The sequence below is a fragment of the Pyxidicoccus sp. MSG2 genome (genome assembly GCF_026626705.1).
Lineage (GTDB): Bacteria > Myxococcota > Myxococcia > Myxococcales > Myxococcaceae > Myxococcus.
The window spans coordinates 12,467,167-12,492,054 of record NZ_JAPNKC010000001.1 but is presented as its reverse complement, the minus strand read 5'-3'; the positions used below and the strand labels follow the sequence as shown (position 1 = coordinate 12,492,054).

At 70.7% G+C, this 24,888-nt stretch carries 2 protein-coding genes; both read right to left on the bottom strand.

Annotated features, from left to right (window positions below; genetic code table 11):
- Window positions 1–9: 9 nt before the first annotated feature.
- On the bottom strand, window positions 10–11,646 hold the full coding sequence (locus OV427_RS47445; protein ID WP_267862871.1) for a non-ribosomal peptide synthetase: 11,637 nt from the start codon (window positions 11,644–11,646) through the stop codon (window positions 10–12).
- 42 nt (window positions 11,647–11,688) lie between these two features.
- A complete protein-coding gene (locus OV427_RS47440; protein ID WP_267862870.1) occupies window positions 11,689–24,693 on the bottom strand; it encodes a non-ribosomal peptide synthase/polyketide synthase in 13,005 nt (4,334 codons plus the stop codon).
- Window positions 24,694–24,888: the final 195 nt, after the last annotated feature.

Here is a 24,888-nt window from a genome sequence, read left to right as displayed (position 1 = left end):
TCCAAGAGGTCATATGACGCCCATCTCCTCGTCGTCCGCGTCCTGCGCGGAGGCGCCCGGCTGCGGCCCCCCCTGCACGGACCAGCGCACGTTGGCGACGTATTCGGCCAGCGCCGCGAGCGTGCGGAGCTCGAACAGGGTGCGCAGCGGCACGTCGACGCCGAACACCTCGCGCAGCCGCGCCACCATCAGCGTGGCCAGCAGCGAATGGCCGCCCAGGTCGAAGAAGTTGTCCTGTGCGCCCACGCGCTCCACGCCCAGCACTTCGGCCCAGATTGCGGCCAGGCTTTCCTCCTCGGGCGTGCGCGGCGCTACGTACTCCGCGCCGCCGCCCGGCGCTGACAGGGCGTTCCAGTCGACGGTGCCTCGCGGCGTGCGCGGCAGCGCGTCCAGCACCACCACCGCGGATGGCAGCATGTGCCGCGGCAACCGCCGCGCGAGCGAGTCGTGCCATTCGGCGCCGCCCTCCGCCGCATCGGCGGACATGGCGGCATCCGCCACCACGTAGGCGATCATCCGTGGCAGGCCCTGGGCGTCCGCGCGCACGGCCACCACCGCCTGCGCGACGCGCGGATGCAGCCGCAGCGCCGCCTCGATCTCGCCGAGCTCCACCCAACTGCCGGCGACGCGCGTCCGTCGCGGCGGCTCCAGGAATTCCAGGGCGCCGTCGGCGCGCCGCCGCGCCAGCTCACCCGTGCGGTAGAGGCACTCGCCCTCCACGAAGGGCGACGGCAGGAAGTCTCGTGCCGTGCGGTCCGGCCGTGCCGCGTAGCCGCGTGCCCATTCGGCACCGCCCAGGTACAGCTCGCCGTACACGCCCGCCGGCAGCGGCATCAGCCGCCGGTCCAGTACGTAGGCGCGCAGGCCCGGTGCGAGCAGGCCGAGTCGGGACCCTTGAGCATCGGCCGGCAGCCGGGCCAGGCCGTACAGGCTCACGTCCTCGGGCACGGCCGCCTCCGCCGCCTCCCGCGGCGTGAGCAGCACCCGGGCGCCGGCAGTGAGAGGCTGCAGCAGGCCCTGCACGGACGGCTCGAAGCCGAACGCCTGTTGGCGCGGCTCGCCCGTGGCGCCCTGGTGCCGCGCCATCATGGACACCTGGTTCGCCAGCCCGCGGTGCGTGAGCATCAGCAGGCAGGGGGCATCGGACGCATCCCAGGCAAGGGCCAGGCATGCGAGCTGGCTGGGGCCGGTCACCCTGTCCAAGGGCGTGTCCGGCAAGGCCGCGATGCGCTCCGCCAGCCCGGTCAGGTCCAGCGCCGGGCAGCCGTCTCGCGCCAGCGCATCGGCGTAGCCGTCCGCGCCGAGCACGAGCGCCGCCGCGCCGTCGGCAAGCAGGTCGCTCAGGCGCTCGGGAGGATGGGCCGGGTCCAGCGGCAGGCAGGCCAGGCCCGCCTTCAGGATGCCCAGGCAGGCCGCGAGCGTGGCCGGAGACCGCTGCATCACCAGGCCCACCACGGTTTCGGGCGCATGGCCCAGCGTGCCCAGGTACCGGGCCAGCCGGTTCGACCCCGCGTCCAGCTCGCCGTAGGTCAAGGATTCGTCGTCCCAGGCCAGCGCGACGGCATCCGGGGCCTGACGTGCGACCCGCCGGTGGAGACAGTCGGCTTCCGACCCCGAAGCGGTGGCGTTCCATTCGACCAGCAGCTGGTGTCGCTCCGCATCGCCCAGAAGCGCGAAGCCGGACACCGGTTGGTCTGGCCTGGCCACGGCCTCCGAGAGCAATGCGACGTAGTGCGTGCCGAAGCGCTCGATGGTTGCGCGGTCGAACAGGTCGGTGGCGTATTCGAACTGGCAGCCGACGTCGTCGTCATGCCCATGCAGCCGCAGCATCAGCTCGAACCGCGCGCTCACCTCGTCGCTCTCCAGGACCTCGGCGCGCAGGCCCGGCAGCTCCAGGAAGCCCTGCTGGTTCTCGGTGAGGAAGGAGTTGATCATCACCTGGAAGAGGGGAGGGCGCGACAGGTCGCGCACCGGATTGAGCTCCTCCACCAGCTTCTCGAACGGCAGGTCCTGATGCGCATAGGCCTGCAGCGCCGTCTCCTTCGCCCGCGTCACCAACGTGCGGAAGCTGGGGTCTCCCGACACATCGGTGCGCAGCACCAGCATGTTCACGAAGAAGCCGATCAGCCCTTCGGTGCGCCGGTCCGTGCGGCCGGCCACCGGCGTGCCCAGCACGATGTCCTCCTGCCCGCTCCAACGGGCAAGTAGATGCTGGAAGCCCGCCAGCAGCACCATGAACAGCGTTGCCCCCTCCGCGCGCGCCAGCGCCTGCAACTGCCCGGTCAGCGCCTTGGGGAGCGCGAACGACACGCTCGCGCCGCGGAAGCTCTGCACCGGGGGGCGTGGATGGTCCAGCGGCAGGTCCAACGCGGCGGGAGCGCCCGCGAGCCGCTGCTTCCAGTAGGTGACCTGCTTTTCCAGCGACTCGCCCTGAAGCCAGCCGCGCTGCCACAGGGCGTAGTCGGCGTACTGCACCGGCAGCTCCGGCAGCGGCGACTCCCGGCCCTGGGCATACGCGGTGTACAGCGCGCCCAGCTCGCGGATCAGCACCCCCAGCGACCAGCCGTCGCTGACGATGTGGTGCATCACCACCACGACGATGTGCTCCTCCGGCGCCAGGCGCAGCAGCACGGCATGGAAGAGCGCCCCCTTGGCGAGATCGAAGCGCTTGCCCACCGCCGCGTGTATCGTGCGCTGCGCCTCTTCCTTGCGTGCGGCCGCCGGCAGCGCGGACAGGTCGATGCGCTCCAGCGCGAAGCGGCCGGGCGGATCGATGATCTGCTCGATGGTCTCGTCGTCGGCCGCGAAGCGCGTGCGCAACGCCTCGTGGCGCCGCACGATCTCCGCCAGCGTGCTCGCGAAGGCCTGGCCGTCAAGCGCGCCGACGAAGCGCACGGCGCCCGCGATGTTGTAGGCCGCGCCCAGCGACTCGATCTGCTCCAGCAGCCACAGCCGCTCCTGCGCATAGGACAACGGCAGGCGGGTAGGGCGGCGCTGCACGGCGAGCGGTGGCACGTCCAGCCCCTGGCCCTCGCGCAGGGCCGCGTTCAGGGCCGCGCTGAGCGCACCCAGGTGCGGCGTCTCGAACAGGGTGCGCAGCGGCAGCTCGACGCCGAAGGTGTCGCGCAGCCGCGCCACCACCTGCGTCGCCAGCAGCGAATGGCCACCCAGCTCGAAGAAGTTGTCCCCCGCGCCCACACGCGCGACCTGGAGCACGTCCGACCAGATGGCGGCCACGGCTTCCTCGGTGGGCGTGCGCGGCGCGACGTAGACGCGCTCTTCACCCGAGATGTCGGGCGCTGGCAGCGCCTTGCGGTCGATCTTCCCGTTGGGCGTGAGCGGCAGGCGTTCCAGCAGCACGATGTGCGAGGGCAGCATGTAGTGCGGAAGCGTTCCCTGCAGCGCCACGCGCAGCCGCGCCGCGTCGCGCGCCTCGGGCTCGCAGACCGCGTAGGCGACCAGTCGTTTGTCGCCGGGGCGGTCCTCGCGAGCCATCACCAGCGCCTGCCGCACCCCGGGCACCGAGGACAGCGCCGCCTCAATCTCCCCCAGCTCGATGCGGTAGCCGCGCACCTTCACCTGCTCGTCCAGGCGCCCCAGGTACTCCAGCCCTCCGCTCTCCAACCGCCGCGCCGCATCCCCCGTGCGGTACATCCGTTCGCCCGCTGCTGCGTGAGGGTTGGGGATGAAGCGCTCCGCCGTCAGCTCCGGCCGCCTCAGATAGCCGCGCGCCAGCCCGGCCCCGGCCACGTACAGCTCTCCCGCCACTCCCGGCGGCACCGGCTCCAGCCGCGCATCCAGCACGTACGCGCGCAGGTCACCAATCGGCACGCCAATCAGGCTCGCGCTCTTCTCCACGTCCTGGGGGCCCACCGCGTAGTACGTCACATGCACCGTGGTCTCGGTGATGCCGTACATATTCACCAAGAGCGGCTTGTCCGCTGCGTGGCGCTCGTACCAGGGCTTGAGTCGCAGGAAGTCCAGCCGCTCGCCGCCGAACACCACCGTCCGCAGCGCCAGCGGTAGCGGCCGCTGCCCTTCGGCCTCCATCAGTTGATAGAAGGCCGAGGGCGTCTGGTTGAGCACCGTCACGCCTTCGCGCGACAGCAGCTCCAGGAATGCGGACGGAGAGCGTCGCACCGCCTCGGGGACGATGACCACCCGGCCGCCGTACAGCAGCGCGCCCCAGATTTCCCACACGGAGAAGTCGAAGGCGAAGGAGTGGAAGAAGGTCCACACGTCGCGCTCGCTGAAGGCGAATTGCGAAGTGGACTGGAAGAGGCGCAGCACGTGGCCGTGCTGCAGCAGCGCGCCCTTGGGCCTGCCGGTGGAGCCGGAGGTGTAGATGACGTAGGCCAGGTGCTGGGCACCGCTGAGCGGCGTGAGATTGGCGTCGGGCAAGCCCGCCACCGTCTGCGAATCCCGGTCCAGGCACCACAGGGGCTGGCGAGCACCGGCCAGCCGCTCCAGGAAGGCTTCCTGGGTGAGAACCAGAGCGGGCTGCGCGTCGTCCAGCATGCTCAGCAGCCGCTGGGCTGGGTAGTCCGGGTCCAGCGGGAGGTAGGCACCGCCGGCCTTGAGGATGGCCAGCATGGCCACGAGCATGTCGATGCCGCGCGAGGCACACAGGCCCACCAGCACGTCAGGCCCGACACCCTGGGAGCGCAGGTGATGGGCCAGCCGGTTGGCGCGCGAGTTGAGCTCGCCGTAGCCCAGCGAGCGGCCCTCGTGGGTGAGCGCCACCGCTTGAGGCCGGCGCGCGGCCTGCGCCTCGAACAGCCCGTGCAGCGTGCCTTCCACCTCGTAGTGTGACGCCTCGTTGCACGCCGCCAGCAGCGCGCCCCGTTCTTCTCCATCCAGCAGTGGCAGCCGCGAGATGCGCGTGGCCGGCGCGTCACAGGCGGCCTCGGCCAGACACTCCAGGTGGTGGTGCCAGCGCGCCAGGGTCGCGGCGTCGAACAGGTCGGTGTTGTAGACGTAGTCGACCGAGAGCCGGTCGCCCGTCATGCGCATCTCGACCTTGATTTCGAAGTCGGCCTGCACTCCCACCTCGCTCGGCCGGTTCGCGATGCGCAGGCCCTCGGCGGAGGTGAAGTCATCGAGCGCTCCGCCCAGCTCCGCGTCGTCGTAGAAGTTGAGCACCACCTGCGCATAGGGCATGTACGAGGCGTCGCGGCTGGCCACCAGATGCGTGAGCACCAGCTCGAACGGCAGCGGGTAGTCGTGCACAGAGAGCACCTGTCGCGCGGTGGCGTCCAGCACCTCGGCGAACGAGCTGTCCGCGCTGACCGTGCTGCGCAGCGTGACGATGTTGGCGAAGATGCCGATCAGGTTCTCCGTGCCATACGGCCTGTTGGCCGACAGGCTGCCCAGGCACAGGTCGTGCTGCCCCGTCAGGCGGTGGAACAGCGCCTTGAACGCCGAGGCCATGACCATGAACAAGGTCGCGCGCGAAGCGCCACCCAGAGCCGTGAGGCGCCGCGTCAGCTCGGGCGACAGCGCGGCACGGTGCGTCCGCCCGCGATAGGTCATGGCCGCCGGACGCGGCCGGTCGGTGGGCAGCGGCATCAGGTCGGGGGCGCCCGCGAGCTGCTCCTTCCAGTAGTCGAGCTGCTCGCGCAACGCTGGACCGGTGAGCTGCCGGCGCTCCCAATCGCAGTAGTCGGCGTACTGGATGGGCAGCGGCGCGAGCGGCAGGCCGTCGTAGAGCCGCAGCACCTCCTCCAGCAGCACCCGGAGCGACCAGGCGTCGTAGAGGATGTGGTGCAGCGTGAGCAGCAGCACGTGCTCGCCCTCGGCGGCCTCGAGCAGGCGCACGCGGAACAGCGGGCCCTGCTCCAGGTGGAAGGGCGTGGCCGCCTCCTCGCGAATCGCGCGCGTGACGGCGTCGTTCGCCTGCGCCGCGCCGAGCCCGCTGAAGTCCTCCACCGCCACGCGCAGGGGCGCCGGCGGCGCAATCACCTGCTCGGGCACGCCGGTGCGGTGGCTGAAGGTGGTGCGCAGCGGCTCGTGGCGCGCCACCAGCATGTCGAAGGCGCGTGCGAGGCGCCGCGCGTCCCAGGCACCGGACAGCGTGAGCGCCACCGGCATGCTGTAGGACAGGACTCCGGGCTGGTACTGCTCCAGGAACCAGAAGCGGTTCTGCGCGTAGGACAGCGGCACGGTGCCCTGGCGCGGCACCGGTTCGATGCGCTCCGTCGCGCGCTTGCGCGTGCCGCGCTCGGCCTCGATGCGCGCGGCCAGCGCGGCCACGCTGGGCGCCTCGAACAGGGCGCGCAGTTGCAGCTCCACGTCCAGTTGCGCGCGCACCTTGGAGATCACTCGCGTGGCCAGCAGCGAATGGCCGCCCAGGTCGAAGAAGTTGTCGTGGATGCCCACGCGGTCCAGGCCCAGCACTTCCGCCCAGATGCGCGCCGTGGCCTCCTCCATGGGCGTGCGCGGCGCGACGTAGCCGGCCTCGCCGCGCGTGAGGTCGGGCGCGGGCAGTGCCTTCTTGTTCACCTTGCCATTGGGCGTGAGCGGCAGCGCGTCCAGCACGACCACGTGCGCTGGCACCATGTAGGCCGGCAGTTGCTCGCGCAGCCGCTCCAGCACCGTTTGCTGCAACCCAGCCTGCCGCTCCTCTGAGTACGGCTCGTGCGCCAGCGCGCGCAGCGACGCGTCGTCCGCGCCCGCCGCCGGGTACAGGGCCGACCAGTCGAGGGCGCGCGGCGTGCGCAGGAACACCGCGTGCAGGCCACCCTCGCTGCCCGAGGCGAGCGCGAAGCGCACGGTGTAGCCGCGCTCGGCGGCCAGCGCCTCCAGGCGCGCCGGGTCCACGCTCGGCAGGGGCTGGGTGTCCAGCTCGCGCGCGAGCTCGGCCGCCGTCGCCTCATCGGCCATCCGGTGCAGCAGCCCCTGCGCCGCGCGCATGGAGGCGAGCCGCGCCTGCGGTATGTCGCGCACGGCCAGGTAAGGCGGCGCCTCGCGCGCGAGCCGCTGGCGCACGGCCTCCTCGCTCTCCCAGGCCTGCCAGTCGGGCGCGAGTGCGTCCACCCCCTGGCCGACGGAGATGACCACGTCGTAGCGGAAGCGCGTCAGCTCGTTGTCCACCTGGCCGCGCTTGGGCAGCACCGTGACGCCGCTGATGCGCGGGAAGCGTTGGCGCAGCGCGAAGAACCAGGCGGGGTCGACCAGCAGCTCGGCCTCGCGGCGCGCGTTCTGCGTCACGAGCTGTCGCAGCTCGCCGACGCGGGCGTCCGGCTCGGCCTGGTGCAGGGCCATGGAGGCGTGCAGCAGCTCCAGCAGCCCGGCGTGCCGGAGGTCGCCCACGAACACGTGGCCGGACGCGCCAATCTGCCTGATCGCGCCCTCCAGCACGGTGGTCAGGTAGGCCAGGCTCGGGAAGTACTGTGCCACCGAGTTGAGCACCACGGTGTCGAAGGGCCCGCCGGGAAGGTCGCTCAGTGCATCCGCCGGGCGCTGCAGCAGCGAGATCTCACAGGGCATGGGCTCGCGCCCGGCCAGGCCGCGGCGCAGCTTGTCCAGCACCACGCCCGAGAGGTCGGTGCCGCAGTACCGCGTGCACGACGGCGCCAGGCGGTGCAGCAGCAGGCCGGTGCCGCAGCCGAGCTCCAACACCCGCTCGGGTTCGAGCGCACGGATGCGCGCCACCGTTTGGTCCACCCACTCGTGCATCTGCGCTGCCGGGATGGGCTGGCGGTCATAGCTGCTGGTCCAGCCCGAGAGGTCGAAGGTCAGGTCGTCCGGCGTGGCCTCCTGGCCGTAGATCTGGTCGAACACCTGGTTCATGCCGGCAACCTGCTCGGCTTCGTCGGACGGCGCCTCCGCGCGGCGTTGGAGCAGGCCCACGTGGGGCGCGGAGCGCCCGTTGGCGTGTGCCCGCGCGTCGCGCTCGCGCACGGCATAGAGCTGGTAGACGCCCGTGCCCTGCATGGCGCGCTTCTGGTGCACCACGCAGCTGAAACCGTGGCCGGCCAGCAGACGGCGGATGGTGTCGACGCGTCCGTCGATGTCGTGCGTCTCGATGACCAGCTGGCGGATCTTCGGCCAGTCGCCGGGCTCGATGCCCGACAGCACGTCGAGCTCGCTCTTCTCGACGTCGAGCTTCAACAGGTCGATGCGCTCCACGCCGGTGTCGCGGATGGCCTGCGACAGCGTGATGATGCGGCAGGGATAGACCTCGGCCTCGAACTTGCCCTCCAGCAACTCGTCCAGGTAGGAGCCCGCCTCCGCCGACTGGTTCCTCAGGAACCGCTCGGTGAGCGCCCGCTCGGTCCGGGCATCCGCATACAGGCCCGAGTTGACGGACATGTTGCGGTAGTAGTGGATCTGCGTGGTCTGCGCGCGGTTGGACAGGCCGAACGGCATGGCGGTGGCGCCCGGCGCGTGGAGCGCCACATTGCGGGCCATCACGTCGAACACCGGTGGCACCGGCTCGAAGGAGTAGACGCGGGGGCGGGCACAGCGGTCGTGCACGAACAGCGTGAACAGGCCGATGTTGGCGCCGACGTCGAACACCACGCAGTCGTCCTCCAGCGTGATGCCGTTCTGCAGGTAGACCTCCTCCTCGAAGATCTCCTCGAACACGGCGCGCGTCTCGTGCTGGTTGAGGTGCGCGATGCGGATGCCGTTGGGCAGCGCGTAGCGGTCCCGCGCGTCCTCCTCCTGCGCGCTCGGCACCACATAGGCGACGAGCCGCTTGTCGCCGGGGCGGTCCTCGCGAGCCATCACCAGCGCCTGCCGCACCCCGGGCACCGAGGACAGCGCCGCTTCAATCTCCCCCAGTTCGATGCGGTAGCCGCGCACCTTCACCTGCTCGTCCAGGCGCCCCAGGTACTCCAGCCCTCCGCCCTCCAACCGGCGCGCCGCATCCCCCGTGCGGTACATCCGTTCGCCCGCTGCTGCGTGAGGGTTGGGGATGAAGCGCTCCGCCGTCAGCTCCGGCCGCCTCAGATAGCCGCGTGCCAGCCCGGCCCCGGCCACGTACAACTCTCCCGCCACTCCCGGCGGCACCGGCTCCAACCGCGAGTCCAGTACGTACGCGCGCAGGTCTCCAATCGGCACGCCAATCAGGCTCGCGCTCTTCTCCACGTCCTGGGGGCCCACCGCGTAGTACGTCACATGCACCGTGGTCTCGGTGATGCCGTACATATTCACCAAGAGCGGCTTGTCCGCTGCGTGGCGCTCGTACCAGGGCTTGAGTCGCAGGAAGTCCAGCCGCTCGCCGCCGAACACCACGCTTCTGAGCGCCAGCGGTAGCGGCCGCTGCCCGTCCGCCTCGAGCAGTTGGTAGAAGGCCGAGGGCGTCTGGTTGAGCACCGTCACGCCTTCGCGCGACAGCAGCTCCAGGAATGCGGACGGAGAGCGTCGCACCGCCTCGGGAACGATGACCACCCGGCCGCCGTACAGCAGCGCGCCCCAGATTTCCCACACGGAGAAGTCGAAGGCGAAGGAGTGGAAGAAGGTCCACACGTCGCGCTCGGTGAAGGCGAATTGAGAAGTGGCCTGGAACAGGCGCAGCACGTGGCCGTGCTGCAGCAGCGCGCCCTTGGGCCTGCCGGTGGAGCCGGAGGTGTAGATGACGTAGGCCAGGTGCTGGGCACCGCTGAGCGGCGTGAGGTTGGAGTCGGGCAAGCCCGCCACCGTCTGCGAATCCCGGTCCAGGCACCACAGGGGCTGGCGAGCACCGGCCAGCCGCTCCAGGAAGGCTTCCTGGGTGAGAACCAGAGCGGGCCGCGCGTCGTCCAGCATGCTCAGCAGCCGCTGGGCTGGGTAGTCCGGGTCCAGCGGGAGGTAGGCACCGCCGGCCTTGAGGATGGCCAGCATGGCCACGAGCATGTCGATGCCGCGCGAGGCACACAGGCCCACCAGCACGTCGGGCCCCACGCCCTGGGAGCGCAGGTGATGGGCCAGTCGGTTGGCGCGCGAGTTGAGCTCGCCGTAGCCCAGCGAGCGGCCTTCGTGGGTGAGCGCCACCGCCTGTGGCCGGCGCGCCGCCTGCGCCTCGAACAGCCCGTGCAGCGTGCCTTCCACCTCGTAGTGTGACGCCTCGTTGCACGCCGCCAGCAGTGCCCCGCGTTCCGCGCCATCCAGCAATGGCAGCCGCGAGATGGGCGTCTGCGGCCGCGCGACCGCGGCCTCCACCAGCACCAGGAAGTGCCGCGCCATGCGTTCGATGGTCGAGCTGTCGAACAGGTCGGTGCTGTATTCGATGATGGACTGCAGCCGCTCGCCCGCCTCCGTGAAGAAGAAGGTGAGGTCGAACTTGGCGGTCTTGCTGTGCGCCTCGTCGAGCTCCAACACCAGATTCGACAGGGCCAGCTGTCCCATGGGCGCGTTCTGCAGGCCCAGCATCACCTGGAACAGCGGCGTGTGGCTCAAGTGCCGCTCCGGCGCCAACACGTCCACCAACTGCTCGAAGGGCAGGTCCTGGTGGGCATAGGCCTCCAGCGCTGTGCGCCGCACCTGCTCCACGAGCTCCAGGAAGCTCGGGTCGTCCTCCATGCGCGTGCGCAGCACCAGGGTGTTGACGAAGAAGCCAATCAGCGGCTCGATTTCGCCGCGCGTGCGGTTGGCAATGGCCGTGCCGATGCAGACGTCGCGCTGTCCGCTGTAGCGCGCCAGCAGGACATTGAGCGCGGCGGCCAGCGGCATGAAGAGCGTCCCGCCGGAGCGTAGGCCCATCGCGCGCAGGCCCGCGGTGATTGCGGGCGGCACCTCGAAGGAGTGTGTGGCGCCACGGTAGCTCTGCGTCGCCGGCCTCGGGCGGTCCGTGGGCAGCGAAAGCAGCGTGGGCGCGCCGTCCAGCCGGGCCTTCCAGTACGCCACCTGCCTGTCCAGCTCCTCGCCGGACAACACCTCGCGCTGCCATTGGGCAAAATCCGCGTACTGGATCTGTAGCTCGGGAAGCGGCGAAGGACGGTGCTGCGCGAACGCCGCGTAGAGCGCGCCCATCTCACGCACCAGCACGCCCATCGACCAGCCGTCGGCGACGATGTGATGCAGGGTGAGCAGCAGCAGATGCTCCGCCGCCTCCAGCCGCAGCAGCTTGACGCGGATCGGCGGTCCTTCGACCAGGTCGAACGGCGTGCGTGCTTCTTCCTGCATCCGCGCCAGCGCCTGGGTTTCCCGCAGGTCGCCTGACAGCGCGCTCAAGTCCTCCTGCGCCAGGGTCAGCGTCAGGTGCGGCACGATCTGCTGGAACGGCGTGCCGTCGATGACGACGAAGCGGGTGCGCAGGGCCTCATGGCGCCGCACGACTTCATTCAGGCTCGCATGCAGGGCCGCGATGTCGAGCGAGCCGCGCAGCCGCACGGCCACCGGGATGTTGTAGAACGGGTTCCCAGGCTCCAGCTCATTCAAGAACCACAGCCGCTGCTGAGCGAACGAGAGCGTCAGCGGCTTGTCGCGCGCCACGCGCACCAGCGGCGCTCGCCCCCCGCTCCTTGCGTTGCGCGCCCCCAGGAAGGCAATCAGCGCTTCGCGGTTCGCGCGAATGCGCTCGCGCAGCTCGCTGCTGATGCGGCCCTTGGGCGACCCCAGCCGGAGGTTCGACCCATCGACCGCGATCGTTGCGCCGACCTCGGCGATTTCGTTCAGGATGTCGTCGATCGTGGTGCGGATGGCGGTATCGGACGGTGACACGGAGAAGTCTTTCGTAAGAGGCGAGGTGCGGGAGGAAAGGGACTAGAGAAGCTCTTCGGTCCAGTCCTGTGTTTCCCGCGCTTGTTCATCGGGTTGCGGCGTCGGGGCTGACAGCCGCTCGATTCGCTGGCTCATCTTCGCCACGGTCGGGTCCTCGAACAGCGCCTGCAGCGGCAGTTCCTCCCCGAAGCGCACTCGCAGCCTGGAGATCGCCTGGGTCGCCAGCAGCGAGTGGCCGCCGAGGCTGAAGAAGTTGTCGTGGATGCCGACCTTGTCCAGGCCGAGGACCTCCGCCCAGATCGCGGCGAGCTCCTGCTCCAGGGGCGTCCGGGGCGCGACGTAGCCTTCCTCGCTGCGGAGGGCCTGCGGCACCGGCAAGGCGGCCCGGTCCACCTTGCCGTTCGAGGTGAGCGGCATGGCCTCCAGTGCCACGAAGGCTGAAGGCACCATGAAGCCGGGCAGCCTCTGCGAGATGAAGGCGCGCAGCGCTTCGGCCTCCGGGGCCGGCTGGCCCGGGTGGGGCACACCGTAGGCCACCAGCCGCTTGTCGCCCGGAACGTCCTCGCGCACCCAGGCCACGGCCTCGCGGAGGGCCGGGTGGGCGCGCAGCGCGGCCTCCACCTCGGCCAGCTCGATGCGGAAGCCGCGCACCTTGACCTGATTGTCGATGCGGCCGAGGAACTCGAGCACCCCGTCCGGCCGCCAGCGCGCCAGGTCTCCCGTGCGGTAGAGGCGCGCTCCGGGCATCGAGGAGAAGGGGGCGGGGATGAAGCGCTCCGCGGTCAGCTCCGGGCGCGAGAGGTAGCCGCGCGCCAGTCCGTCGCCACCGATGAAGAGCTCACCGGGCACGCCCACGGGCACGGGCTGCAGCCGCGCGTCGAGCAGGTACACCTGGGTGTTGGCGATGGGGTGGCCGATGGGCACCGAGGAGCCCACCTGCTCCGGCCGCGTCATGCGGAAGCAGGAGGTGAAGAGCGTGCTCTCCGTGGGGCCGTAGCAGGCGGTGACGGGGATGCCCAGCTCCTCGATGGCGCGGCGGACATGGGGCGCGGAGACGACGTCGCCGCCAGTGAGCAACTGCCGCAGGCCCCGCAGGCAGTCGAACTCGAGGTCCACCACCTGCGCGAGGAGTCCCGCGGTGAGGTGCAGGGTGGTGACACGGTGATGGCGCAGCACGTGGGCGAGCAGCTTCAGGTCGCTCGGGGACTGGGACGGGAAGACGACGAGCCTGCCGCCGGAGAGCAGCGGACCCCAGACCTCGAGCGTGGAGGCGTCGAAGGAGATGGGGGCAATGAGGAGGAAGATCTCCTCGGGACCGAGGTGGGCGTAGTCGATGCCGTGGAAGAGGCGAAGGACGGAGCGGTGCTCGATGGCAACGCCCTTGGGGCGGCCGCTGGTGCCGGAGGTGAAGTCGACGTAGGCCAGATGGCGAGAGGAGACGCCCGAGTCCGGTGCCGTGGTGGGCTGGTCCTCCATCGCCAGCTCCTCCACCCGCAGGAGGGGGAGCTGCGCGGACACGGGGAGCTGGGTGCTCAGCGCGCGCGAGGTGAGCAGCAGCCGGGGAGGCGCATCCTCCAGCATGAAGGCCAGGCGCTCCGCCGGGTAGGAGGCATCCAACGGCAGGTAGGCCCCGCCCGCCTTGAGGATGGCGAGGAGCGAGACGATGAGCTCCACGGAGCGCTCCAGGCAGAGCGCGACGAGGTCATCCGGCCCGACGCCGTGCGCGCGCAGCAGGTGCGCGAGCTGGTTGGCGCGCGCATCCAGCTGTCGGTAGGAGAGGCGCGCGTCACCGAACTCGATGGCGATGGAGTCAGGACGCAGGGCCACCTGCTGCTCGAAGAGGTGGTGGATGCAGGAGTCGGCCGGGAAATCGGCGGCCGTGTCATTCCACGCCACGAGCACCTGGTGGCGCTCGGCCTCGGTGAGCAGGGGCAGCTCGGCGATGCGTTGCTCGGGCCGGGCGAGGACGCCCTCCAGCAGCACCCTCAGGTGCTCGAGCATCCGGACAAGGGTGGCGGCTTCGTACAGCTCGGCGCTGTACTCGCAGATCCAGGCCAGGCCCTCGGGTATCTCGTTGATGGTGAGCGCGAGGTCGAACTGGGAGGTGCGGCTCTCCAGCTCCACGGGGTCCAGCGTCAGCCCGGGCAGGGAGTGGCCAGGCAGGGGATGGGGCTGGTACGCGAGCAGGACCTGGAACAGAGGGCTGCGGCCCAGGTTGCGCGCGGGCCGAAGCTGCTCCACCAGCTTCTCGAAGGGCACATCCTGGTGGGCAAACGCGCCCAGCGTCGTCTCTCGCACCCGCTGCAACAGCTCTCGGAAGGAGGGGTTGCCTTCCAGTCGCGTGCGCAGCACGAGCGTGTTGACGAAGAAGCCGATGAGGCCCTCGAGCTCGGCGAGACGGCGGCCCGCGATGGGCGAGCCGACGCTGATGTCCTCCTCCCCCGAGTGGCGGTACAGCACCACCTGGAAGGCGGCCAGCAGGACCATGAAGGGGGTGACGTCCTCGCGCTGAGCCAGGGTCTTGAGCGCCTCCCACGTGGCGGCGGGCAGTTGCGCCGAGACGCTGGCGCCGCGGTGGTCCCTGACGGGCGGCCGAGGCTTGTCGGTGGGCAGGTCCAGGTGGGCGGGAGCGCCGGCGAGCTGCTGCTTCCACCAGGACAACTGGCGCTCGAGCTCCTCACCTTGCAGCCACTGGCGCTGCCACACCGCGTAGTCGGCGTACTGCACAGGCAGGTCGCGCAGCGGCGAGGGCTGCCCCTGGCTGAAGGATGCATAGAGGGAGGCCACCTCGCGCACCAGCACGCCCATGGACCAGCCGTCGGAGACGATGTGGTGCATGCACAGCACCAGCACGTGCTCGGAGTCCGACAGGCGCAACAGCGTGGTGCGAAGCAGCGGGCCGCGCGTCAGCTCGAAGGGGCGCAGGGCCTCCTCGTAGGCCAGGCGCAGCACCTCGGCCTCACGCTCCTGGGGTGCAAGCGCGCCCAGGTCCACCCGGGCCAGCGCCACGTGGGCTTCGGGGTGGATGACTTGAGAGGCCCGTCCCTGCTCGGAGTGGATGGTGGTGCGAAGCGACTCGTGGCGGCGGACCAGCTCGGCGAAGGTGCGCTCCAGGGCGAAGGTATCCAGCACGCCGCGCAGCCGCACCGCCGCGCGGATGTTGAAGAGCGCGCCGCCCGGCTCCAGCTCGTCGAGGAACCACAGCCGCTGCTGGGCGAAGGACAGGGGCAGAGACTGCTCGCGGGAGGCGGACCGCACCGGCGGCAGGGCAGGAGCTGGGGTGGAGCGGGAGGAGGAGTCGATGGCCTGGGCGAGCGCTTCGAGGGTGGTGGCCTCGAAGAGGGTGCGCAGGGGCAGCTCCACACCGAAGGTGGTGCGGATGCGGGAGGCGACCTGTGTGGCCAGCAGCGAGTGGCCGCCCAGGGCCATGAACTCGTCGTGCAGGCCCACCTGCTCGACGTGGAGCACCTCGCGCCAGATGGAGGCCAGGCGCACCTGGGTATCGGTGCGAGGAGGCGCGTACTCGGAGGCCGAGGCGGCGGCGCCGCCGGAGGGGGCCGGCAGGGCCCGCTTGTCCACCTTGCCGCTGGAGTTGAGGGGCAGCGCCTCCAGGGGGACGAAGGCCGAGGGCACCATGTACTCGGGCAGCCGCGAGAGCAGGGCGGAGCGCAGGACCTGGGGCTCCAGCGCGGTGCCGGGCCGGGGCAGCACGTAGGCCACCAGACGCTTATCGCCGGGCACGTCCTCGCGCAGCACCACGAGGGCCTCGCGCACGGAGGGCTGCTCGCGCAGCACCGTCTCCACTTCGCCCGCCTCGATGCGGAAGCCGCGCAGCTTCAGTTGCTCGTCCAGGCGGCCGAGGAACTCCAGCTCGCCGTGGGGCAGCCAGCGCACCTTGTCGCCGGTGCGGTAGAGGCGCTGGCCGGGGTGCGTGGCGAAAGGGTGGGGGACGAAGCGCTCCGCGGTGAGTGCGGGCAGGCCGAGGTAGCCGCGCGCCAGGCCCGCGCCGCCCACGTACAGCTCCCCGGCCACGCCCACGGTCACCGGCCGCATGCGCTCATCGAGCACATACACCTGGGCGTTGGGCAGGGCCCGGCCGATGCTCAGCCGTTGGGCGTCCACCGGGCCGCTGATGGTGGCGCAGATGGTGACTTCGGTGGGGCCGTAGGCATTGAGCAGCGTGCGTGCCTGGCTCCACTGCCGCGCCAGCTCGGGCGAGAGTGCCTCGCCGGCGGAGATGACGGTGCGCAGCAGGGGAAGGCCTTCGGGCTCAAACTGGGCCAGGACCGAAGGGGTGAGGGTGACGGCGGAGATGGACTGCTCGAGCAGAAGCGAGCGCAGGGGCTGGCTCGGCAGCAGTTGCTCCTGGGAGGCCAGGACGAGGCAGGCGCCGGCGGAGAGGGTGGAGAACACCTCGCAGACGGAGGCATCGAAGCTGGTGCTGGCGAACTGGAGCACGCGGCTATCGGGCCGGTAGCCGTGAGCCCGGGCGGCCTGGAGCGCGGTATTGGCCAGGCCTCCGTGGGTGAGCAGGGTGCCCTTGGGGCGGCCGGTGGAGCCGGAGGTGTAGATGACGTAGGCGAGGTTGCTGGCGTCCGCCTCGGAGTCGAGGATATCGGTGGACTCGCGCTCCAGGCGCTCGGAGTGCTCGTCGACGAGGAAGACGTAGCCGCGGCGGTCGAGCAGGTGCTCGAGGGAAGAGTGGGTGAGGAGGACGGGGGCGAGGGCGTTGGAGGTGATGAAGTCCAGGCGCTCGGAGGGAAGAGACGGGTCGAGCGAGAGCCAGGCCCCACCGGCCTTGAGGGTGGCAAGCATTGAAACGACGAGCTCGACGGAGCGCTCGAGGCAGAGGGAGACGAGGACTTCAGGGCCGACGCCGAGGCGGCGCAGGTGGCGTGCGAGCTGGTTGGCGCGGGAGTTGAGCTCGCCGTAGGAGAGGGTTTGCTCGCCGAAGCAGACGGCGGGGGCGTCTGGAGTGAGGCGGGCGTGGGCCTCGATGAGGCGGTGGACGGGCTGCTGGGGGAGGGTGCCGGGCGTGTGGCTCCACTGCTCCAGCAGGAGGAGTCGCTCCGAGTCGGAGAGCAGGGAGAGGTCGTCCACGCGGGCCTGGGGCCGTGCCACGAGGCACTCCAGGACGGTGCGCCAGTGCGACAGCAGCCGCTGCATGGCGGGGGCGGGGAAGCGGGGCTCGTCGTGGGAGAGCAACAGCCGCACCGTCGAGGTGCCGGGGATGACGGCGAGGGCGAGAGGATAGTTGGAGCGCTCGGCGGCGATGGCGTCGCGCACGTCGAGGAAGGCGGTGCGCTCACGCAGCGAGGCGTCGATGGGGTAGTTCTCGACGACGAGCAGGGACTCGAAGAGGGAAGCGCCGCGAGGCAACTGGCTGAGGGACTGCACCTGGACGAGCGGAGAGTGCTCGTACTGGCGCAGCTCGAGCTGCTGGGCCTGGAGCGACTGGAGCCAGGGCAGGAGGGACGAGCTGCCCGGGGGGATGCGGACGCGGGCGGGCAGCGAGTTGATGAAGATGCCCACCATGGAGTCGGAGCCGGGCAGCTCTGGAGGACGGCCTGCGAAGGTGGTGCCGAAGACGACGTCGTGCTCGCCGGAGTAGCGCGAGAGGACGAGGGCCCACGCGGCGACGGCCAGCGTATTGAGGGTGACCTGGTGCTGGCGTGAGAAGTCCTTCAGGGAGGCCGTGGCCTCGGCGGACAGGAGCAGCTCGTGGAAGGGGTGGGAGGGGGCCTGTCCCGGCGGGGGCGAGGCATGGGTGTCGGTCGGGAGGGGCGTGGGCGAGGAGAAGTCGGAGAGGTAGGCGCGCCAGAAGGAGGCGTCGGCGGAGTCGTCACGCTGGCGCAGCCAGGCGATGTAGTCGCGGAAGGGCGGGCGCGCGGCGGGAGGCGCGGACCGGGCGGAGCGGCAGGAGTCGTAGAGGGAGAAGAACTCCTGGAGCACCAGGCCCAGGCTCCAGCCGTCCAGCAGCAGGTGGGAGTGGCTCCAGTGAAGGCGCCAGACGTCTTGCTGGAGGTGGAAGGCCACCATGCGCATGAGGGGCGCGCGGCGCAGCTCGAAGCCGCGCTGTCTCTCCTCGAGGAGGAATTGCTGGTAGCGCTCGTGCTGCTCGGCGGCCGGGAGGGAGCGCCAGTCGAGCACCTCGAAGGCGCGGGGTGGGCGCGAGTGGACCACCTGGAGGGGCGCGTCGAGGCCCTGCCAGTGGAAGGAGGTGCGCAGGACGGGAAGGCGCTCGGAGGTGGACTGCCAGGCCTGTTGGAGGGCAGCGGAGTCCAGGGTGGAGTGGATGGCCCAGGAGTGCTGCATGAAATAGACGGTGGACTCCGGAGAGAGCAGGGCATGGAAGAGCATGCCCTGCTGGGTGGGAGACAGCGGGTAGACGTCCTCGATGTCGGGCCCGGTCCGTTGCAGCAGCAAGTCGAGCGACTGCTGGGAGAGGCCCGCGAGGGGGAAGTCGCCCGGGGAGAAGCGGCAGGCATCCTCTGAGGCGCGCAGGGAGATGAGGGCGCGCAGGTGGTGCAGGAAGCGCCCGGCCAGCGACTCGATGGTGGCCGCGTGGTGCAGGTGGGTGCTGTGGCCGAAGGCCAGCTGGAGCTGCCCTCCGAGCACCGAGCCGTTGATCTCCAGGGCATGCAGACGCGTGCCCGAGGCAGCGGCGGAAGGACCCGAGGGCTCGTTGCTCAGGGCGAACAGGCGACTGGAGGCCATCGTGGCATCGAGCTGCCCGAGGTAGTTGAAGGCGACCTGCGGCACGGGCAGGGCCTGGAGCCGCTGAGCGATGTCGGACGGACCGAGCCACTTCAGCAGGCCGGAGCCGATGCCATGGTGGGGCAGGCGGCGCAGCGAGTCGCGCACGGCACGCAGGCACTCACCGGCCGAGCCGCCCGAGGGCACCGGCAGCAGCACGGGCGTGAAGGAGGTGAACCAGCCCACGGTGCGTGACAGGTCCACGCCGTCGAAGAGCTCCTCGCGGCCGTGGCCCTCCAGGTGGATGAGCACCTGGGACTGGCCGGTCCACTCGCCCAGGGCGCGGGCCAGGGCGGTGAGCAGCACGTCGTTGATGTGGGCGCGCCAGGCGGAGGGCACCTCCTGGAGCAGCAGCTTCGTCTCCTCGGCATCGAGGCAGATGGAGACGGAGCGCTCGGAGGCGTGGGTATTGGGGCCAGCGGCGTCGGTGGGCAGCGGAGCCACCTGAGCGCGGGCCTCGTCCAGCCACAGTGGCGCTTCGGCCAGCAGGGCCTCGGAGTGGGCATGGGCCTGCAGGCGGCGAGCCCAGGACTGGAAAGAGGTGCTCTTGGGGGGGAGCATCGCCTGGAGATAGGCGGACTCGAGATCCTCGAGAATCACGCGCCAGGAGACGGCGTCCACCACCAGGTGGTTCGCGACCAGCAGCAGGCGCTGCTGACCGTTGCCGAGCTGGAAGAGGGCGGTGTGCAGCAGGGGTGGTTGCGCCAGGACGAAGCTGGCCTGCAGGCGCGAGGCCTCGGCTTCGAGCGCGGCGGGCTGCTCGGAGGCGGGCGTGGAGGAGAGGTCCACCTGGAGCAGGTGGACGGATGTCTCGTCGGGGGCGGCGTTGTCCTGCAGCCACTCGCCCTCGTGCTGACGCAAGCGCAGGCGCAAGGCATCGTGGTGGGCCACCACCTGCGCGAGGGACTTCCGCAGGCGAGCGGGTTCCAGCGGCTCACGCGAGGTCAGGAGCACGGCCTGGTTGAAGTGGTGGGCGTGGGCCGCGTCGTGCCGCAGCAACTGGAGCTGGACGGGCGTGAGCGATACCGGGCCGGTGATGGGGCCCTGCTCGCTGAGCGCCTCGGAGGCGGACGCCACCACCAGTGCGAGCCGAGCCACCGTCTGATGCTGGAAGAGCTGGCGGGCGGAGAGGGCGAGGCCGCCCTGGCGCGCACGCGCGACGACCTGGAGGCTGATGATGGAGTCGCCACCCAGCTCGAAGAAGTTGTCGTGGATGCCCACCTGCTTCAGACCGAGCACCTGGGCCCAGCTGTCACACAGGCGCTGCTCCACGTCGTTACGAGGCGCGACGTAGGCGGAGCGCGGCTCGGAGCGGGACAGGTCCGGAGCGGGCAGGGCCTTCCTGTTCACCTTGCCGCTGGCTGTCAGGGGCAGGGCCGCCAGGGCCACGAAGACCGAGGGGACCATGTACTCGGGCAGCTTCCTCTTGAGGAAGTCGCGCACGTCGGTGGTGGAGGGCGGCTGCTCACCCGAGGGCGGCACCCCGTAGGCCACCAGACGCTTGTCGCCCGAGGAACCCTCATGCACCACCACCACGGCCTGCCGTACCTGGGGGTGCTGCTCCAGCGCCGCTTCGACTTCCCCCAGCTCGATGCGCAGCCCGCGCACCTTCACCTGGAAGTCGAGCCGGCCCAGGTACTCGATGTTGCCATCGGCCAGCCAGCGCGCCTTGTCCCCGGTGCGGTAGAGGCGGGCCCCCGGCTCGGAGGAGAAGGGGTCGGGGATGAAGCGCTCGGCGGTGAGCTCGGGGCGGGAGTGGTAGCCGCGACCCACCGGGAGGCCGCCGATGAAGAGCTCGCCGGGCACGCCCGCGGGCACCGGCCGCAGGTGCGCATCGAGGATGCGCATGAGGGCATTGGAGATGGGGCGGCCGATGGGGATGGAGCGCCGGACGTGCTGGGGCTGGCAGTGGAAGAAGGTGACCTCGACGGCGGCTTCGGTGGGGCCGTAGAGGTTGTACAGCCGGGCGGAGGGCAGCCGCTGCAGGCAACGCTGCGTGAGCTCGGGGGAGAGCGCCTCACCGCTGCACACCACCCGGCGCAGGCTGGAGCAGCCCTCCAGGCCGGGCTGCTCCAGGAAGGGCTGGAGCATGGAGGGCACGAAGTGCGTGGTGGTGATGCGCTGCTCGCGGATGAGGCGCAGCAGGTAGTCGGGCTCCTGGTGGCCACCGGGGCGGGCCACCACGAGGCGCGCGCCCATGATGAGAGGCCAGAAGAATTCCCAGACGGAGATGTCGAAGCTGTAGGGCGTCTTCTGCAGCACGACGTCGTCGGTGCCCAGCCCATCGACCTGCTGCAACCAGAGCAGGCGGTTGCAGACGGGGCGGTGGGCATTCATGGCGCCCTTGGGGCGGCCGGTCGAGCCCGAGGTGAAGATGACGTAGGCGAGGTTGTCAGGAGTGGCCAGGGCAGCGGGCGGGTGCGTGGGCAGGCCGCGCAGCGACGCGTCCCCGAGGGCCAGGGGCACCACGGAGGCCCCCGGCGCCTCCGGCAGGTGAGCCATCAGGGCGGGCTGGGCCAGGAGCACGGCGGGACGCGCGTCGTCCAGCATCCACTCCAGGCGCTGGCGGGGGTAGGCGGGGTCGAGGGGGACGTAGGCGCCGCCGGCCTTGAGGATGGCGAGGAGGCCCACCACCAACTCGAGGGAGCGCTCCGAGCACAGGCCGACGCGCACCTCGGGGCCGACGCCGAGCGAGCGCAGGTGCCAGGCCAACTGGTTGGAGCGCTCCTCCAGCTCCCGGTAGGAGAGCCAGGTGCCCTCGAAGCCCAGGGCCGGTGCTTCCGGAGTGCGAGCCACCTGGGCCTCGAAGAGGTGGTGGATGCAGGTGTCGGTGGCCAGGGGCGCGCGGGTGTCGTTCCACGCCGCGAGCACCTGGTGGCGCTCGGCCTCGGTGAGCAGGGGCAGCTCGGCGATGCGCTGCTCGGGCCGGGCGAGGACGCCTTCCAGCAACTGCCGCAGGTGGCCCACGAGGCGCACCATGGTGGCGGGCTCGAAGAGGTCGGTGGCGTACTCCAGCGAGCCCGCCAGCCCCTGCGCGGATTCGGCGAGGGAGAGCTTGAGGTCGAATTGGGAGGTGCGGCTCTCCAGCTTCACGGGGTCCAGCGTCAGCCCGGGGAGAGAGAGGGCCGGCAGGGGGTCCGGCTGGAGCACGAGCAGGACCTGGAAGAGAGGGCTGCGGCCCAGGTCGCGCACGGGCCGAAGCTGCTCCACCAGCTTCTCGAAGGGCACATCCTGGTGGGCAAACGCGCCCAGCGTGGTCTCTCGAACCCGCTGCAGCAGCTCGCGGAAGGAGGGGTTGCCTTCCAGTCGCGTGCGCAGCACGAGCGTGTTGACGAAGAAGCCGATGAGGCCCTGCGTCTCGGCGCGGGAGCGGCCCGCGATGGGCGAGCCGACGCTGATGTCCTCCTCTCCCGAGTGGCGGTGCAGCACCACCTGGAAGGCGGCCAGCAGGAGCATGAAGGGGGTGACGCCCTCGCGCTGGGCCAGGGTCTTGAGCGCCTCCCACGTGGCGACGGGCAGTCGCACCGGGATGCTGGCGCCGCGGTGGTCCCTTACGGGCGGGCGAGGCTTGTCGGTGGGCAGGTCCAGGTGAGCGGGAGCCCCGGTGAGCTGCTGCTTCCACCAGGACAGCTGGCGCTCGAGCTCCTCGCCCTGCAGCCACTGACGCTGCCACACCGCGTAGTCGGCGTACTGCACAGTCAGCTCGGGCAGGGGCGAGGGCCTGCCCAGCGAGAAGGCTTCGTAGAGGGAGGCCACCTCGCGCACCAACACGCCCATGGACCAACCGTCGGAGACGATGTGGTGCAGGGTCAGCAGCAGCACGTGCTCCCGCGCATCGAGCTTCAGCAGCGTGGTGCGCAACAGCGGGCCGCGCGTCAGCTCGAAGGGGCGCAGAGCCTCCTCGTAGGCCAGGCGCAGCACCTCGTCCTCCCGCTGCTGGGGAGGAAGCGTGGCCAGGTCCACCCGGGCCAGCGCTACGTGGACTTCGGAGTGGATGACTTGAGAGGCCCGTCCCTGCTCGGAGTGGACGGTGGTGCGAAGCGACTCGTGGCGGCGGACCAGCTCGGCGAAGGTGCGCTCCAGGGCGGAGGTATCCAGTGCGCCGCGCAGCCGCACTGCCGCGGGGATGTTGTAGAGCGCGCTATCCGGCTCCAGCTCATCGAGGAACCAGAGGCGCTGCTGGGCGAAGGACAGCGGCAGCGGCTGCTCGCGGGAGGCGCGAGGCAGGGGGCCGGCGGAGGCCCGGGGCGCACCGGCCAGCCGCCATGCCAGCTCGGCCAACGTGGGCCCGCTCAGCAGCACATGCAGGGGCAGCGCCACGCCGAGGCCTTGCTCCACCTCGTACGTCAGCTCCACCGCGGCCAGCGAGTCGATGCCGTAGCGGGTGAGCGGCTCATCCCGCTCCAGCTCTCGCGGGGCCACATTCAGCCGGCGGGCCAGCCGGATGCGCAGCCAGTCCTCCACGGCTTCCGGCGTCGCCGGACGTGCCTCGGGCGTGGTCGTGTGGGGCGCGCTGGAGGCAGGCAACACCTCGGGCACCTCGGTCTGCTGCTCGCGCCAGGACGCCACCTCCTGCAGCTCGCCCGAGAGGAAGGCCGAACGGCTCGCACGGCGTTGGATCTTGCCGCTGGACGTCTTGGGCAGACTGCCAGGAGCGATGAGGGTGAGCGCATGCAGCCGCAGCTCATGCGCCGTGGCCACCTGCTGGCTGATGGCGCGCGAGACCTCCTCCACCGCCACGGGTTGCCGGCGCGTGTCTGCCTCGTACACCAGCACCAGCCGCTCTTCGCCCTCCACCTCCACCGAGAAGGCCGCTCCACACCCTGGCCTCAGCGCGGGGTGGGCCTGCTCCGCCGTCAGCTCGATGTCCTGGGGGTGGTGGTTGCGGCCACGGACGATGATGAGGTCCTTGATGCGGCCGGTGATGAAGAGCTCCTGGCCCTGGAGGAAGCCCTGGTCCCCGGTGCGCAGGAAGGGCCCGGCGCCGTCGGAGGTCCGCGCCTGGAAGTCGCGCGCGGTGTCTTCGGGACGGCCCCAATAGCCCAGGGCCACGCTCGGGCCCTTCACCCACACCTCGCCCACCTCGCCGGAAGCGCACGGCACGAGCGTCTCCGGGTTCACCACGCGCACTTCCTGCTCCTGGAGCGAGCGCCCGCAGCCCACCAGCGTCTGGCTGTGCGGCTGCCCGGGCTGAGCCGGCTCGGCACGGCCGTCGCGCAACCGGCGCATGTCCAGGGACTGCTGCACGGGGAGCGCGCTCACCTCGCCGCCAGAGACGATGAGGGTCCCCTCGGCCAGGCCATAGCAGGGGTAGAAGGCCTCGCGGCGGAAGCCGCTGGGGGCGAAGGCCCGGGCGAAGCGCTCCAGCGTCTCCGGGCGGATGGGCTCGGCGCCGCAGAAGGCGACTTCCCAGTGGCTCAGGTCGAGGGCGGCACGCTCGGCCTCGGTGGTTTTACGCACGCACAGGTCGAAGGCGAAGTTGGGCCCGCCGCTGATGGTGCCGTGGGTGCGAGAGAGCACTTCCAGCCAGCGCATCGGCCGCCGCAGGAAGGTCAGCGGCGACATGAGGGTGGTGGCGAAGCCTCCGTACAGCGGGCCGAGGATGCCGCCGATGAGCCCCATGTCATGGTAGGGCGGCAGCCAGATGACGCCCGCGCTGTCTCCGCGCATGCGGAACGCGCCGTGGATGAGGCCGAGGTTGTGGAGGAGGTTGGCGTGGGTGAGCTCCACCCCCTTGGGCGTCCCGGTGGAGCCGGAGGTGTACTGCAGGAAGGCCAGCGAATCCGCTCGCGGTGGCGGCGGCCGCCAGCCCGTCTCCGCTCCCTCCGGTAGCGCGTCGGTGGCGATCCAGCGCAGCGCCCGCAGCTCCGGCGCCAACTCGCAGAGGGCCTCTGCCATGGAGGCGATGAAGGAGGTGGTGAGCACCACCGTGGCCTGGGAATCTTGAATGATGGCTTGCAGTCGTGGCAGCGTGCGCTCGAGTCGGAGCGGATCCGGTGGATATGCAGGCACTGCCACCAGGCCCGCCGCCAGGCAGCCGAAGAAGCCGGCTACGTACTCCAATCCTGGAGGGTAGATGAGCACCGCTCGCGCGCCGGGCCTTGCGTGATGCTGGAGGTCCGCGCCAATGGCCCGTGCCCGCAGCAGGAGCGTGGCCCTGTCCATCGACTCCTGCGCGCTGTCCTCGTCACCGACAAAGGTGAACAGGGGCGTGGTGGGGCCCTGTTCCGTGCGTGCCTCGAGCAGGGTCAGCAGTGTCGAGATGCCAGCGGCAGCAACAGAGGGCTCCATTCCCAGGCTTCCTCTTGCATTGCCCGGACCGATTCGGCCAAGCACCTTGGAGTTCGGTTGTTCCTACGAATCCGGAACTTAGGTGAGTCGTGTCCTTCCTCCAATCGATGTTGGTGGATTCCACTCTCCGTGGAGATCTCCGGCTAGGATTTGGAACTTGCAGTGCTTTGTCTGTCGTTCACGCAGAAGCCCTTC